9 protein-coding genes are annotated in these 14,030 nt (G+C 64.9%); 8 read left to right on the top strand and 1 reads right to left on the bottom strand.

Annotated features, from left to right (window positions below):
* Nucleotides 1-15: 15 nt before the first annotated feature.
* Complete coding sequence (gene aspS, locus R0382_RS01015; RefSeq protein WP_432721689.1) at nt 16-1,818, top strand: aspartate--tRNA ligase; 1,803 nt, start codon at nt 16-18, stop codon at nt 1,816-1,818.
* 135 nt (nt 1,819-1,953) lie between these two features.
* Entirely contained in the window at nt 1,954-2,412 is a 459-nt protein-coding gene (locus R0382_RS01010) for a hypothetical protein (protein ID WP_432721688.1), read from the top strand.
* A gap of 42 nt (nt 2,413-2,454) precedes the next feature.
* Here the strand turns inward: R0382_RS01010 and glnE are convergent, their stop codons facing one another.
* Nucleotides 2,455-5,145: a bifunctional [glutamate--ammonia ligase]-adenylyl-L-tyrosine phosphorylase/[glutamate--ammonia-ligase] adenylyltransferase gene (gene glnE, locus R0382_RS01005; RefSeq protein WP_432721687.1), complete on the bottom strand. Its 2,691-nt coding sequence runs from the start codon at nt 5,143-5,145 to the stop codon at nt 2,455-2,457.
* 157 nt (nt 5,146-5,302) lie between these two features.
* Here glnE and R0382_RS01000 point away from each other — a divergent pair, with 157 nt between their 5' ends.
* The 6 genes from R0382_RS01000 (at nt 5,303) to R0382_RS00975 (ending at nt 13,989) form a co-directional block, all read left to right on the top strand.
* Nucleotides 5,303-9,139 (top strand): YhdP family protein, encoded by a 3,837-nt coding sequence (locus R0382_RS01000; RefSeq protein ID WP_432721686.1) that lies wholly within the window; start codon nt 5,303-5,305, stop codon nt 9,137-9,139.
* Nucleotides 9,136-9,939 carry a carbon-nitrogen hydrolase family protein gene (locus R0382_RS00995; RefSeq protein WP_432721685.1) on the top strand — a complete coding sequence of 268 codons (804 nt, stop codon included), beginning with the start codon at nt 9,136-9,138 and terminating at the stop codon, nt 9,937-9,939. Before R0382_RS01000 ends, R0382_RS00995 begins: the two co-directional genes overlap by 4 nt.
* A 352-nt stretch (nt 9,940-10,291) precedes the next feature.
* Entirely contained in the window at nt 10,292-11,728 is a 1,437-nt protein-coding gene (gene tldD, locus R0382_RS00990) for a metalloprotease TldD (protein ID WP_432721684.1), read from the top strand.
* Entirely contained in the window at nt 11,728-12,066 is a 339-nt protein-coding gene (locus tag R0382_RS00985) for a DUF3088 domain-containing protein (RefSeq protein WP_432721683.1), read from the top strand. Before tldD ends, R0382_RS00985 begins: the two co-directional genes overlap by 1 nt.
* Nucleotides 12,067-12,147: 81 nt before the next feature.
* Entirely contained in the window at nt 12,148-13,203 is a 1,056-nt protein-coding gene (locus R0382_RS00980) for an enoyl-CoA hydratase/isomerase family protein (protein ID WP_432721682.1), read from the top strand.
* A 105-nt stretch (nt 13,204-13,308) separates the two neighbouring features.
* Nucleotides 13,309-13,989, top strand: a complete 681-nt coding sequence (locus R0382_RS00975) for a Bax inhibitor-1/YccA family protein (RefSeq protein WP_432721681.1) — start codon at nt 13,309-13,311, stop codon at nt 13,987-13,989.
* Nucleotides 13,990-14,030: the final 41 nt, after the last annotated feature.

The following is a 14,030-nucleotide window of genomic DNA, read 5'->3' as shown; positions in this document are numbered from 1 at the left end:
AGGAAAAATACAATCATGCGTACCGATTATTGTGGTCTGATCGACCAGCGTTACCTTGGCCAGACCGTCGTTCTTCAGGGCTGGGCCCATCGTCGTCGTGACCACGGTGGCGTGATCTTCATCGACCTGCGCGACCGCGAAGGCATCGTCCAGGTCGTCATCGATCCGGACACCCCGGAAGCCTTCCAGCTTGCCGATTCGTCGCGCGGCGAATACGTACTGCAGATCACCGGCCTGGTGCGTGCGCGCCCGGAAGGCACGACCAATGCCAAGATGATTTCGGGCCAGATCGAAGTACTGGCCAAGGACATCGTGATCCTGAACAAGGCCGAGACGCCGCCGTTCCAGATCGACGACGAAAACCTGTCGGAAAACGTCCGCCTGACCAACCGCGTGATCGACCTGCGCCGCCCGCAGATGCAGAAGAACCTGCGTCTGCGCTACAAGGTCGCGCTGCTGGTGCGCAACTTCCTCGATACCAAGGGCTTCATCGACATCGAAACGCCGATGCTGACGCGCTCGACGCCGGAAGGCGCGCGCGACTACCTGGTGCCGAGCCGCGTGCACGACGGTCAGTTCTTCGCGCTGCCGCAGTCGCCGCAGCTGTTCAAGCAGTTGCTGATGGTTGCCGGCTTCGACCGCTACTACCAGATCACCAAGTGTTTCCGCGACGAAGACCTGCGCGCCGACCGCCAGCCCGAATTCACCCAGATCGATATCGAGACCTCGTTCCTGAACGAGGAAGAAATCATGTCGATCACCGAAGAAATGGCTCGCCACGTCTTCAAGGAAGCCATCGACGTCGACCTCGGCGAATTCCCGCGTATGGCGTTCGACGACGCGATGTTCTACTACGGCTCGGACAAGCCTGATCTGCGCGTCGACCTCAAGTTCACCGAACTGACCGACGTGATGAAGACCGAGGAGTTCAAGGTCTTCCGCGGCGCCGCCGACATGGATGGCGGTCGCGTGGTCGGTCTGCGCATCCCGGGCGGTGCGGACTTCAGCCGCTCGATGATCGACGAGTACACCAAGTTCGTCGGCATCTACGGCGCCAAGGGTCTCGCGTACATCAAGGTCAACGACGTCAGCAACATCAGCAACGATCCGGACAACTCGGGCCTGCAGGCGCCGATCGTCAAGTTCCTGTCGAACGATGCGCTCAAGGCCATCATCGAGCGCACCGGCGCGCAGAACGGCGACATCATTTTCTTCGGCGCCGACAAGCGCAAAGTCGTCGACGAAGCCATCGGCGCGCTGCGCATCAAGATCGGCCACGAGCGTGGCGAGGCCGGCGGCTACTTCACCAAGTCGTGGAAGCCGCTGTGGGTCGTCGATTTCCCGATGTTCGAATACGACGAAGACGGCAAGCGCTGGAACGCCTGCCACCATCCGTTCACGTCGCCGAAGGCCGAACACCTCGAACTGCTGAAGACCAATCCGGGTGCCTGCAAGGCGCGCGCTTACGACATGGTGCTGAACGGCTGGGAAATGGGCGGTGGCTCGGTGCGTATCCACCAGGCCGATGTGCAGTCGACGGTGTTCGACGCGCTCGGCATTGGCGAGGAAGAAGCGCAGAACAAGTTCGGCTTCCTGCTCGACAACCTCAAGTTCGGCGCGCCGCCGCACGGTGGCCTCGCCTTCGGTCTTGATCGGCTGGTGACGCTGATGACCGGCGCCGAGTCGATCCGCGACGTGATTGCTTTCCCGAAGACCCAGCGTGCCCAGTGTCTGTTGACCAACGCACCGAATGCTGTCGACGAAAAGCAGCTGCGCGAATTGCACATCCGCCTGCGTAATCCGGCGCAAACTGCCTGATTCCATAGGAATATGTGCAACAGATAGAAGGCGCCCGACGGGGCGCCTTTTCTTTGTCTGCTGTTTTCCGGTAAATTAACTCAATATTACTAATTTGTTGGGTTGGTGCGGCTGATGGACAGATTGAACAGTCGTATGACTTACCGCTGCGGTCATGCGTTGCAGGCGCTGCCGAGCTCATTCGAACAGAACGAGGCCTTCCTGATCCGGGTCGCCTTCACCTGCCCGGACTGCATTGCCGAGATCACCCGCAGGTCGGCGCTCGATACCCGCGCTTACGTCAACATGCAGCAGATCTCGCCGGGCATGGCGGCCTTCGTCATCGAAGTCAGCCAGACCCACGACGAGCTCGGCAAACTGCTTGGTGCCGTCGGTTATGTGCGGCGGGGAAAATCGCTCGACGAGCTCACGCCCGGGATCGAGGTCGTCGAGGAAGACGGTTGTGTCTGGCGCAAAGAGCTGTGGTTTGCAACCAATACCGATCCGCGCCATGTTGTCGCGCTGATTCAGCACATCAAGCTTGAAACCGCCTGGCTGGGCAGCTACCTGCCGGAGGAAATGGCGGCGGTGCAATACTTCTCCTTCCCGCTTTGAATGGGGACAAATGAACAACGGGCAGCCTGGGCTGCCCGTTGTTCATTCTGCCTGTGGCTCGCCGAGTAACTGAGTCCACAGCGTCCGCACTGCGGCCAGTGCATCGGCAATCGTCGCCAGTGTCGCCGGCGACGGTTTGATGCCATTGAGCCGGCTGGCGTGCTGCAGGCGGCGCAATTCACGGTAAGCGGTCTGTGCCTGGCTCGCCAGTTCGGCGTCGATCAAGCCGTCGCGTGCGGCAAAGCCGAGCAGCGCGATATTGCCGAGGTTGCCGGTCAGGTCGCCGAAGCGGTGCGCGTGGGCCAGGATCAGGTACTGGACGATGAACTCGATGTCGACAATGCCGCCGCGGCAGTGTTTGACATCGTCGTCCTTGGCCGGATGCGTTTCCAGCATCCGCGACCGCATTTTCACCACCTCATCGCGAATCGAATCGATATCGCGCTCGCTGCGCAGGATGCCGTTGCGGATCGCGTCGAAGGCCACGGCGATCGTCGCCTCGCCGCAGACAAAGCGTGCCCGCGTCAGCGCCTGATGCTCCCACACCCAGGCCGAATCGCGCTGGTAAGCAGCGAAGGCTTCGACGCTCGACACCAGCAACCCCGAGGTGCCGTTCGGCCGCAGCCGCAGATCGATGTCGTAGAGCGTGCCGGCCGAAGTCAGCGTCGTCAGCCAGGTGACGATTTTCTTGGCCAGACGGGCGTAGTTTTCCGGCGCGTCCGGATGCGGATCGTCGTACAGGTAAACGAGGTCGAGGTCCGAGCCGTAACCGAGCTCCTTGCCGCCGAGTTTGCCGTAGCCGATGGCGGCGAAGCGCGGCAGCTCGCAATGCCGTTTGGGCAGCTCGCGCCAGACCTCGGCGATTGTGACGACGAGGATCAGGTCGGCCAGCGCCGACAGGTGATCGGAGACGGTTTCGAGCGACAGCAGGCCGGCGAGGTCTTGCGCGACGATGCGGAATACCTGCGTGTGCTGGAAATGTCGCAGGCAATCCATCTTCGCCTCGGTGTCGTCGCCGAGGTCGGCAATTTCCTGCCGCAGAATCTTGCCGAGCCGGGCCCAGTCGGGCGCCTGATACAGCAAGCGGGCATCGAGCAGCTCGTCGAGCAGGATGGGGTGTCGGGTCAGGTATTCCGATACCCAGGGACTGGCGCTGTAGAGCTCGGCGAGCCGGTTCAGCGTCTGCGGGTGCTCGGCCAGCAGCGCCAGGTACGACTCGCGACGGCCGATCGCTTCAAGCAAGTCCAGCAGCCTCGACAGCGTGTCATCGGGGTTGGGGTAGCCGGCGGCAACGCCGATCAGCGCCGGCAGGATATGGTCGACACGCTGGCGGCAACGGTCGGGCATCTGCTGGTAGCGGTTGCCGCTGGCGAAGGCGGCGAGTTTGCGCGCCATCTCGATGGCGTCGCGGTAACCCTTGGCGGCGAGTGCTTCGGGCGCCTGTTCGCCGTCGCGCGCCTGCTGCCATGCGCCGTCGTCGGCGCCGCCGGTCGCTTCCTGCGGCAGGCCGAAAATCTGCTCGAACTGCAGCGTGACGCGATCGCGGTGATAGGCGAGGGCCGCGGTGAATGCGGCCCAGTCGGCAAAGCCCATGCTGGTGGCAATGCGTGCGCGGTCGTCGTCGTTGCCGGGCAGCGTCTGCGTTTGCGCATCGTCGATATACATCAGCCGGTGCTCGACATTGCGCAGGAAGGCGTAGGCCGTTTGCAGTTCGGCGACGGTTTCGGGCGCCAGCAGCCCCTGCCGGCCGAGTTCCGCTAGCGTGCCGCGGGTCTCGCGCTGCGTCAGCGCCTTGACCCGGCCACCGCGGATCAGCTGGAACACCTGGCCGATGAATTCGATTTCGCGGATGCCGCCCGGGCCGAGCTTGATATTGTCGATCCGGTCGCGGCGCTGTACCTCGCGGCGGATCTGGCTGTGCAGTTCGCGCATCGACTGGTAGGCGCCGTAGTCGAGGTATTTGCGGTAGACGAAGGGGCGGATCAGCTGCATCAGCGCGTCGCCGTCGCCGGTCAGCGCGCGGCCCTTGATCCACGCGTAGCGTTCCCATTCGCGCCCCTGCGTGATCAGGTAGTTCTCCAGCGCGGCGAACGAACACACCAGCGGGCCCGAGTCGCCGAACGGCCGCAGCCGCATGTCGACGCGGAAGACGATGCCGTCCTCGGTCGGATCGTCGATCAACTGGATCAGCTTTTTGCCGATGCGGGCGAAGTATTCGTGGTTGGTCAGCCGAACGTCGCCGTCGGTGTTGCCATCCTCGGGATAGACGAAGATCAGGTCGATATCGCTCGACACATTGAGTTCGCGACCGCCGAGCTTGCCCATGCCGACGACGATCAGTTCCTGCACCTCGCCGCTGTCTTCGCCGATCGGTTGTCCCGGCCGGGTTTCATTGCGCGTGACGAAGGCCAGCGCGTGCTGGATCGCCAGTTCGGCAAGGTCCGAGACGGTGTGGACCGCTTCGTCGAGATCGGCCAGACCTTCGAGTTCGCGGGCGATCAGCCTCGCCATCGCCGCCTGACGCAGCCGGCGCAGCGTGCGCTTGAAGGCGGCTTCGTCATCGGCAGGGTCGTTGAGCAGCCGCAGCGACATCTCGGCGCGGCTGAAAGGCTGGTACAGATGGGCGGCGGTCTCGTCGGCGAGATCGGGATGACGGGTAAAGAGGCGTTGCAGATAGCGGCTGTGGGCCAGCGCCGGGGCCAGTGTGCTCGAAGTCACAGTATCGCTGCTCATGAGACGGGTCTGTTCGCGTTAGAATCGACGACTGTTTACGCTAGCACAATCAGCCTGTCCAAGGCGTTCCGGCATTCCTCATGTTTGTTGATTTTCCTCGTCTCATGTTCCTTTCCTGTCGCCGGCATGCGCCGCATTCCTGCACGGGTCGATGCCGGTGCTGAAACGTCTGCCCGAGCGCCTTGGCAAAATCGGCCGCTTTGTGGGCCGGGTTGCGCGCTGGCATGGTCGTCTGCTGTTGTGGCTGCTGGGCATCGTCGCGCTGGCGCTGGTACTGGCGGCGGCGGCGTGGCAGTTCTATTTCGTACCGCGGCTCGATCAGTTCCGGCCGCAGATCGTTGCCGCACTGTCGAGCGCCAGCGGCGTGCCGCTGCAGCTCGAACGCATCGAAGGCGGCTGGCGCGGCGGCCGGCCTCGGCTGACGATGGATGGCGTCAGCGTGCTCGATGCCCGGCATGCGCCGGCGCTGCAGCTGGCGCGCCTCGATGTCGATCTGACGTGGTGGTCGCTGTTCGTCGGCAAGCTGCATTTCAAGCGCCTCCGGCTCGAAGCGCCGCGCGTCTCGCTGTCGCGCGATGCCGCCGGCCGCCTGCATCTCGGCAGCCTGGCGCTGCATACCGCGCAAGACGGCCAGGACAACCGCTTTGTCGACTGGCTGCTCGAACAGGGCGAAGTCCGTTTGAGCGGCGGCGAGCTTGTCTGGGACGACGCGTTGACGCAGGCCGGCCCGCAACGATTCAGCAAGGTGAGCTTCGTATTGAGCAACTGGCTGGGCCAGCATCGCGTCAAGCTGTCGCTGACTCCGCCGGAAGCCATGGCCAGCCCGATGACGCTGAGCGGCCGCTTCAGCGGCAAGCACCTTGCCCGACTGGCAACGTGGCGCGGCTCGCTCGATCTGCACCTCGACCGCGCCGATCTGGCCCAGGTCTGGGCGCAGATTCCCGAGGCCCGGCGGCCGTTCCCGGCGCTGTCGGGGCAGGCCGGTGGGCGGTTGTCGTTCAACTTTGCCGCAGGGCGGATCGGCGCGGCGCAACTGAGCCTGAAAGGGCAGGACTGGCTTGCGCAGATTGGCGATGCGCCGATTTCGCTGGCGCGCTTCGACGGCCGTTTCGCCGTCGAACAGAGCGCTAAGCTGCGCCGCATCGACGTCAACGTCACGCGCGCGGACGGCCGGGACGGTTTGCTGTGCAGCGGCTGTAGCCTCAGTTACAGCGAAACGGCCGGCGACCAGCGTCGTGTCAGCGCGCGCGGCTGGCGGCTGGAGACGCTGCCGGCTTATCTGCCGATGTTGCCGAAGGCGTGGGCCGAGCAGGCTGCCTCGTTGCGGCTGGCCGGCATGCTCAAGGAGGGCGAGCTGTCGTGGACCGGTGATGCCGGCAAACCGGGCCACTACGCGGGACGTATGGTCCTCGTTGGCGCGACGGTGGCCGGTGTGCCCGGCTGGCCCGGCGTGAGCGGCGCCGACGCCTGGTTGCAGTTCGACCAAACCCGCGGTGAACTGCAGCTGACCAGCCCGCGTTTCGGCATCGAATGGCCGTCCGAATTCGCCGAGCCGCTGGTATTCGACAAGGCCGCCATCGAGGCAGACTGGCGCCGCGACGGTAGTGAATGGCGGCTCGACTTGCCGAAACTGGCCTTCGAGAACCGCGATGTCGCGCTCGATCTGAAGGCGAGTTACCGCTATCGCAATGCCAATGACGATCTGCTCGACGTCAGCGGGCGCATCGGCAGGCTGACCGCGCAGCGCGCGTATGCCTACCTGCCACGCGCGGCCGGTTCGGAAACGCTGGCGTGGCTCAAGCATTCGCTGATCGCGGGGCAGGGCTTCGACGGCAAGGTCACCGTGCACGGGCCGCTCGCCAAGTTTCCCTACCCCGGCGACCAGGACGGCCGCTTCCAGATCACCGCGCTGGCGCGCGGCGTCACGCTCGACTTTGCCGACGGCTGGCCGCCGATCAGCCATATCGACGGCGTGCTCGATTTCCATGGCAACCGGATGGATATCCGCGCCGATCGCGGTGCGAGGGTGCTGGGTACGACGCTGGCGCCGGTGCACGTCGCGATTGCCGATCTGGCGCACCAGCCCTTGCTGGAGATCGACGGCAGCGCCGAGGGCAAGACCGCGGACTTCCTCGACTTCCTGCGCCAGAGCCCGCTGCATGCGCAGACGGCGGCCTATGTCGACGGGCTGAAAGCCGAAGGCAGCGGTGCACTGACGCTCAAGCTTGGCGTGCCGCTGGATAACCCGGATGCAACCAAGGTCGACGGCCGTTTCCGCTATGTCGACAATCAGCTCGATTTCGGTGCCGGCGTACCGCTGCTGACGCGTGCGCGCGGCGAATTCGGTTTCACCGAGCGGCGCTTCGAGCTGCGCAATGCGGCGGCACAAATCCTCGGTGGCGACAGCCGCGTCTCCGGCACGACCGGGGCCGATGGCAAGCTGCGGCTGCAGCTCGCCGGTCAGGTGCAACTGGCCGAGGTGCTGCGCCGTTATCCGGTGCCACTGGGGAGCAGTATCAAGGGGACGGTGGCTTATCAGGGGCAGCTTGACCTCGGCGACGACGGCTATGTGCTGAATGTGCAGTCGCCATTGACTCAGGCAGAGCTTGAGCTGCCGGCGCCGCTGGGCAAGCGCGTCGGCGAAACCCGGCCGCTGCGCCTGCAACTGGCCGGCGACAAGGGCGGAAGCCGGATCGATTTCGGCTACGGCAATCTGCTGGCCGGTGCGTTGCGCCTACCCGATTCGGGCGCGAGCAGTGGCCAGATCGTGCTGGGCAGTGCGAGCGCGCAGGCACCGACCAGGCCCGGCTTCGTGATCAGCGGCAGTTGGCCGGCGATCGATGTGCAGGCCTGGGCCAAGCTGGTGCCGAGCGGTGGCCGCGACGACACGCCGGTGGCGCTGTCGGGCGATGTGCAGATCGGCCAGTTGACCGGCTGGGGGCGCCAGCTCAATGCGGTCCGGGTCCGGTTCAGCGGCGATGGTCGCAACTGGCAAAGCGACGTCAACGCGCGCGAGCTGGCCGGCAAGCTGGGCTGGGATGGCCGCGGCAACGGCAAGCTGAGTGCCCAGCTGCAACGGCTGGCCTTGCCCTTGAGCGAGGTGGCGCAAGGGTCGGCACAGCAGGAGTCGGCGCATGCGGTTGCAAGCGGCGTACGCAAGCTGCCGGCGCTGGACATTGCCATTGGCGATCTGCGCTACAAGGCGCTGCAACTGGGCAAGATGACCGTGATGGCGAGCCAGCAGGGTGACGACTGGCGGCTGGACAAGGTCGAGCTGGCGAATCCCGATCTGAACCTGACCATGAACGGCAACTGGCGGCAGGGCAGCCACGTCAGCGGTCATATCGAGGCCAGTACGCCCAGCACCGGCAATCTGCTCGGCCGACTCGGTTATCCGGATACGGTGAAGCGTGCGCCGGCGAAGTTCACCGGCGAGCTGGCCTGGGACGGCCCCCTGTTCCCGCCCGACCTGAATACGATGCGCGGGACGATGTCGCTCGACGTCGGCGCCGGGCAGTTTGCCAAGATCGATCCGGGCGTTGCGCGCTTCCTGTCGGTACTGAGCCTGCAGGCGCTATCGCGCCGGGTGCAGCTCGACTTCCGCGACGTGTTCTCGAGCGGCTTCGAATTCGACGCAATTACCGGGCAAGCCAAGATCGACAAGGGCATCGCGCAAACCGACGATCTGGTGATCGCCGGCCCGGCGGCGCAGGTGCTGTTCCGCGGCAATGCCAACTTCGTCGCCGGCACGCAGAACCTGCGCGTGCGCATCGTGCCGGTGATCGGCGATACCGTCGCGATCGCGACCGGCATCATCAATCCGGTCGTCGGCGTGGCGGCATTTCTGCTCCAGCGCGCACTCAAAGACCCACTCGGCCAGCTGGTTGCCTATGAATACGATATAGGCGGCACGATGAGCGACCCGCAGATCCGCCCGACGCGGCAAAGTCCCGTTGACCGCTTGCACAACGTAGAACAGGGGATGCGACGATGAAAACACTCACTGCCACGGCCATCCAGATGGTCTCGACGCCCGATGTGGCCGACAATCTCAAAACGGCTGCCGCGCTGATCGAACGCGCCGCCGATGCCGGTGCGAAGCTAGCGGTGCTGCCCGAGTACTTTGCCATCATGGGGCAGCGCGATACCGACAAGCTCGCCGTCGCCGAAGTCTTCGGCCGCGGGCTGATCCAGGATTTCCTTGCGGCGCAGGCGGACCGGCATGGCCTGTGGCTCGTCGGCGGTACGGTGCCGCTGGCCGCGCCCGGCGCAACGCGGGTCCGCAATGCCAGCCTGGTCTTCGATTCGACCGGCATCTGCGTCGGCCGCTACGACAAGATCCATCTGTTCGGCTTCGACAACGGCAGCGAGCACTACGCCGAGGCCGATACGATCGAGGCGGGCAACACGCCGCTGGTGGTCGATACACCGTTCGGTCGCCTCGGTGTCGCCGTGTGCTACGACCTGCGGTTTCCCGAGCTGTTCCGTAGCGCCGGCGAGGTCGACATCTGGGCGCTGCCGGCGGCCTTTACCGCGACGACCGGCCGGGCGCACTGGGAGGTGTTGCTGCGGGCCCGGGCGATCGAGAACCAGTGCTTTGTCGTCGCTTCGGCGCAGGGCGGCGTGCACCAGAGCGGCCGCGAAACCTGGGGCCACAGCATGATCATCGATCCGTGGGGACAGGTGCTGGCGTCGCACGATGTCGGCTCGGGCCAGGCGAGCGCCGAGCTCAAGGTCAGCCAGCTCGAACGAGTCCGCAAGGTATTGCCGGCCCTGGCGCATCGCCGGCTGTAAAGCGGCGAGGCAATGGTCCCGTGTGCTGCTCGCTGGCCGTGCACCTTGCGCGGTTGTGATCCTTGGTATTCCCCGTGCGGCGCGCCGGCCTTTCACGGGGTTGCACTTGCCCGGCGTACCTTTGCTGTATCAGTCGCTTTTTGCCGGCTGTGTTTGGCGTGTTGCTTGCCGGTCGCCTCCTTGCCAATAAGGTGTGGTGGATTTTGCGGGCCGCGCCAAGCCATTCAGCTGGCGGCAAGACCATTTGCAATGGCCGTGAACCGTCCCGACGGTTCACGGCCCAAACGACATCGTCGCCTTGCGTTGCTGCAGCGCTTGGCGGATGCTTGAGCCCTTTTTCGCAGGTGACCCCATGACCGCGCTTCAGACCGCACACAGCATGCTGCTTACGCCGTTCGGCCTCGACGACCGCCGGCTCGATCAGGTCTTCGGCGCGCTGATGCACCACGACCTCGACTACGCCGACCTCTATTTCCAGTACAGCCGCGCCGAGGCCTGGAATCTGGACGAAGGCATCGTCAAATCCGGCAGCTTCCACATCGACCAGGGTGTCGGCGTGCGGGCGATTTCGGGCGAAAAGACGGCGTTCGCGTATTCGGATGATATCGGTCTGCAACCGTTGCTCGATGCGGCCGGGGCAACCCGCGCGATCGGTCGGCAGGGCGGCAATGGTGTCGCGGTGCGTCATCTGCCGGTCGCCGGCCATGCGCTGTATCGGCCGATCGATCCGCTGGCGAGTCTGAATGAAGCGGCCAAGGTCGCGCTGCTGGAAAAACTCGAACGCATCGCACGCTCGCTCGATCCGCGCGTGGTCCAGGTGATGGCGAGCCTCGCGTCCGAATACGAAGTGATTTTCGTCGTCCGTCATGATGGCCACCGTGCCGCTGACGTGCGTCCGCTGGTGCGCCTGAGCCTGCAGGTGATCGTCGAACAGGACGGTCGTCGTGAACAGGGCGGCGCCGGTGGTGGCGGTCGTTTCGACTACGCGCACTTCAGCGACGACGTGCTGGCCGACTACGCCAAAAAGGCCGTCGATCAGGCCTTGCTGAATCTCGATGCCCGGCCGGCGCCGGCCGGCGAGATGACCGTCGTGCTCGGCAACGGCTGGCCCGGCATTCTCTTGCACGAGGCGATCGGCCACGGCCTGGAGGGCGACTTCAACCGCAAGGGCTCGAGCGCGTTCTCGGGCAAGATCGGCCAGCGCGTTGCCAGCGCCGGCGTCACGGTGATCGACGACGGCACGATTCCGGATCGCCGTGGCTCGCTCAATGTCGACGACGAAGGCAACCCGACCAGCCGCACCGTGCTGATCGAGGACGGCATCCTCAAGGGCTATATGCAGGACAGCCTGAACGCGCGGCTGATGGGCATGCCGCTGACCGGCAACGGCCGGCGCGAAAGCTATGCGCACCTGCCAATGCCGCGGATGACCAATACCATCATGCTCGGTGGCGACAAGGATCCGGCCGAGATCCTCGCGTCGGTGAAGCGCGGCCTGTATGCGGCCAATTTTGGCGGTGGCCAGGTCGACATCACCAGCGGCAAGTTCGTGTTTTCGGCATCCGAAGCCTGGTATGTCGAGGACGGCAAGCTGCTGTATCCGGTCAAGGGCGCGACGCTGATCGGCAATGGCCCGGACGTGCTGACGCGCGTGTCGATGATCGGCAACGATATGGCGCTCGATCCGGGCGTCGGCACCTGCGGCAAGGAAGGCCAGAGCGTGCCGGTCGGCGTCGGCCAGCCGACGCTGCGCGTCGATGGCGGCCTGACCGTCGGCGGCACGGCGTGATGGATACGCTCTATCTGTTGACGCCGGGCTACGCCGTCGATGGCCACGGTCCGCACTTCTGCGCCGACTGCGCGACGGTTGAGGGCTTTCTTGCCTACTACCCGCAGCTCGCCGGCCGCCTTGCGATCGAACGCATCGGCTTTGCCCGGCCCCGCCCCGAACTGGTTTCCGTGCTGGGCGAGGCGCATCAGGGCTGTCCGGTGCTGGTGCTGACCGACGACGGCGTGGCCGATGCCGATCTGCCGGTGCAGACCGTCAATGGCCGGCGCTTCATCGATGAACCGAAAGCGATCCTGCGTTACCTCGGGCGCAGGCACGGGGTCGGCACGCCCTCCTAAAACGGTGCGTTGCGGACTTTCCCGATGCAGCAGGCAAAAACGGCAGCGTAAGCTGCCGTTGTCGTTTTCAGGGAAAGAGGCATGGTCCGCTTTGGCAGTATTCGTGCCGGCAATGGTGCGTTGATCGGTACGTTGACGCTTGATGCGCCGGCTCGGCTCAACGCGCAGACGCTAGCCATGGTCGATGCGATGCTGGCGCAGCTCGATGCGTGGCAGGCCGACCCCGAGGTCGTTGCCGTGCGGGTATCGGCGACCGGCGAGCGGGCGTTTTGCGCCGGTGGTGACATCCGCGCGCTTTACGACGCGATGGTCACGCCCGGTCACGTCGACCGGGGCGACCGCTTTTTCACTCACGAATACCTGTTGTGTCACCGTGTGCGCCACTACCCGAAGCCGGTGATTGCCTGGGGCTTCGGCGCGATCATGGGCGGTGGCTGGGGGCTGTATTCGGCGACAAGCCACCGCTTGCTGACCGCCAATGCGCAACTGGCGATGCCCGAAGTCGCGATCGGCCTGTTCCCCGACGTCGGCGCCAGCCGCTGGCTGCACGCATTGCCCGACGGACTCGGCCGCTTCCTGGCGCTGACCGGCAGCCGGATCAATGCGGCCGATGCGCTTGCCAGCGGTGCGGTGCACGGTCTCGTCGACGCCGGCGCGAGCAGGGATCTCGATCAGGCGCTGGCCGTGCTGCACTGGCAGGGCGATCGTCGCCATGACGATGCCTTGCTCGACGATGGGCTTGCCGGTTTTGCCCAGCGGTATCCAACGCAATTACCCGCGTCGGTCTGGGCGAACGAACGTCATCACATCGAGGATCTGGTTGGTGGGGAGCATCTCGACGAGATCGATCTGAGGCTGCGCCGCAACGCGGGCGGCGAAGGCTGGCTGGCGCACGGTTGCGCGCAGTATGTCGCCGGTTCACCGACCTCGGTGGCGCTGATCTGGCGGCTGGCCGAGCGCGCACGCGGCATCGACGATGACGCGCTGCTGGCGCTGGAAACCGCAACCGCACATTTCTGTCTGCGTCATGGCGATTTTCGCGAAGGCGTGCGCGCCAAGCTGGTCGATCGAGACGGTGTGCCGCGCTGGCACCCGCCGACGCTGGCGTCGGCCTGGTCGCAAACACTACCGGTCTGATCGCTCGTACAATGGCGGCAACGCAACGCGCTTGAAACTTTTTGCGCTAGCGCCCATCTTATCGGGGCGGCATACCCGCACATCAATATCTCCGGAGAGACCAAAATGCAACTCAACACCGCCCGTTACGGCGGCGAATCGCTCGCCGTTGAGCGTAACCGAGTCCTGCGCAATACCTATTTCCTCTTGGCCCTGTCGATGCTGCCGACCGCAGCCGGCGCGCTGATCGGCATTTCGATGCAGTTCGCGATGTCGCCGCTGATGGGCGCGGTCGTGTTCCTCGCGATCAGCTTCGGCGCGTTCTTTGCGATCGAGAAGACCAAGAACAGCGGCATGGGCGTCGTCCTGCTGCTGGCCTACACCGGCTTCATGGGCCTGTGGCTGTCGCAGATCCTGCAAGTCGCACTGCGCTTCTCCAACGGCGCGCAGATGATCGGCACTGCGGCGATCGGCACCGCGGCTATCTTCTTCACGCTGTCGGCGATTGCGACGGTGACGAAGAAGGATTTCAGCTTCATGGGCAAGTTCCTGATGATCGGCGTCGTCGTGCTGATCCTGGCTGCGCTCGCCAACCTGTTCTTCCAGATCCCGGCGCTGTCGCTGACGATCTCGGCGGTTGCCGTGCTGATTTTCTCGGCCTTTATCCTGGTCGACACCAGCCGCATCGTGAACGGTGGTGAAACCAACTATGTGACCGCCACGCTGCAGCTGTACCTGAACATCTACAACCTGTTCATCAGCCTGCTGAACATCCTGATGGCGTTCTCGGGCAACAACCGCAACTGATCGTAGCCCTGCGTTCCGACAGCAGATGCAACGGCGCCCCA

It is taken from the genome of Jeongeupia wiesaeckerbachi, from assembly GCF_050916355.1.
In the GTDB taxonomy this organism is placed as follows: Bacteria; Pseudomonadota; Gammaproteobacteria; order Burkholderiales; family Chitinibacteraceae; genus Jeongeupia; species Jeongeupia wiesaeckerbachi.
The sequence above is the reverse complement of the archived record's forward strand: the minus strand, read 5'-3'. Positions and strand labels throughout refer to the sequence as shown.

Excerpts from the sequence above, each read along its gene's own strand:
- R0382_RS01010 (WP_432721688.1), top strand. The coding sequence starts at position 1,954 with ATGACTTACCGCTGCGGTCATGCGTTGCAGGCGCTGCCGAGCTCATTC.
- glnE (WP_432721687.1), bottom strand. The coding sequence starts at position 5,145 with ATGAGCAGCGATACTGTGACTTCGAGCACACTGGCCCCGGCGCTGGCC.
- aspS (WP_432721689.1), top strand. The coding sequence starts at position 16 with ATGCGTACCGATTATTGTGGTCTGATCGACCAGCGTTACCTTGGCCAG.
- R0382_RS00995 (WP_432721685.1), top strand. The coding sequence starts at position 9,136 with ATGAAAACACTCACTGCCACGGCCATCCAGATGGTCTCGACGCCCGAT.
- R0382_RS00980 (WP_432721682.1), top strand. The coding sequence starts at position 12,148 with ATGGTCCGCTTTGGCAGTATTCGTGCCGGCAATGGTGCGTTGATCGGT.
- R0382_RS00975 (WP_432721681.1), top strand. The coding sequence starts at position 13,309 with ATGCAACTCAACACCGCCCGTTACGGCGGCGAATCGCTCGCCGTTGAG.
- R0382_RS00985 (WP_432721683.1), top strand. The coding sequence starts at position 11,728 with ATGGATACGCTCTATCTGTTGACGCCGGGCTACGCCGTCGATGGCCAC.
- tldD (WP_432721684.1), top strand. The coding sequence starts at position 10,292 with ATGACCGCGCTTCAGACCGCACACAGCATGCTGCTTACGCCGTTCGGC.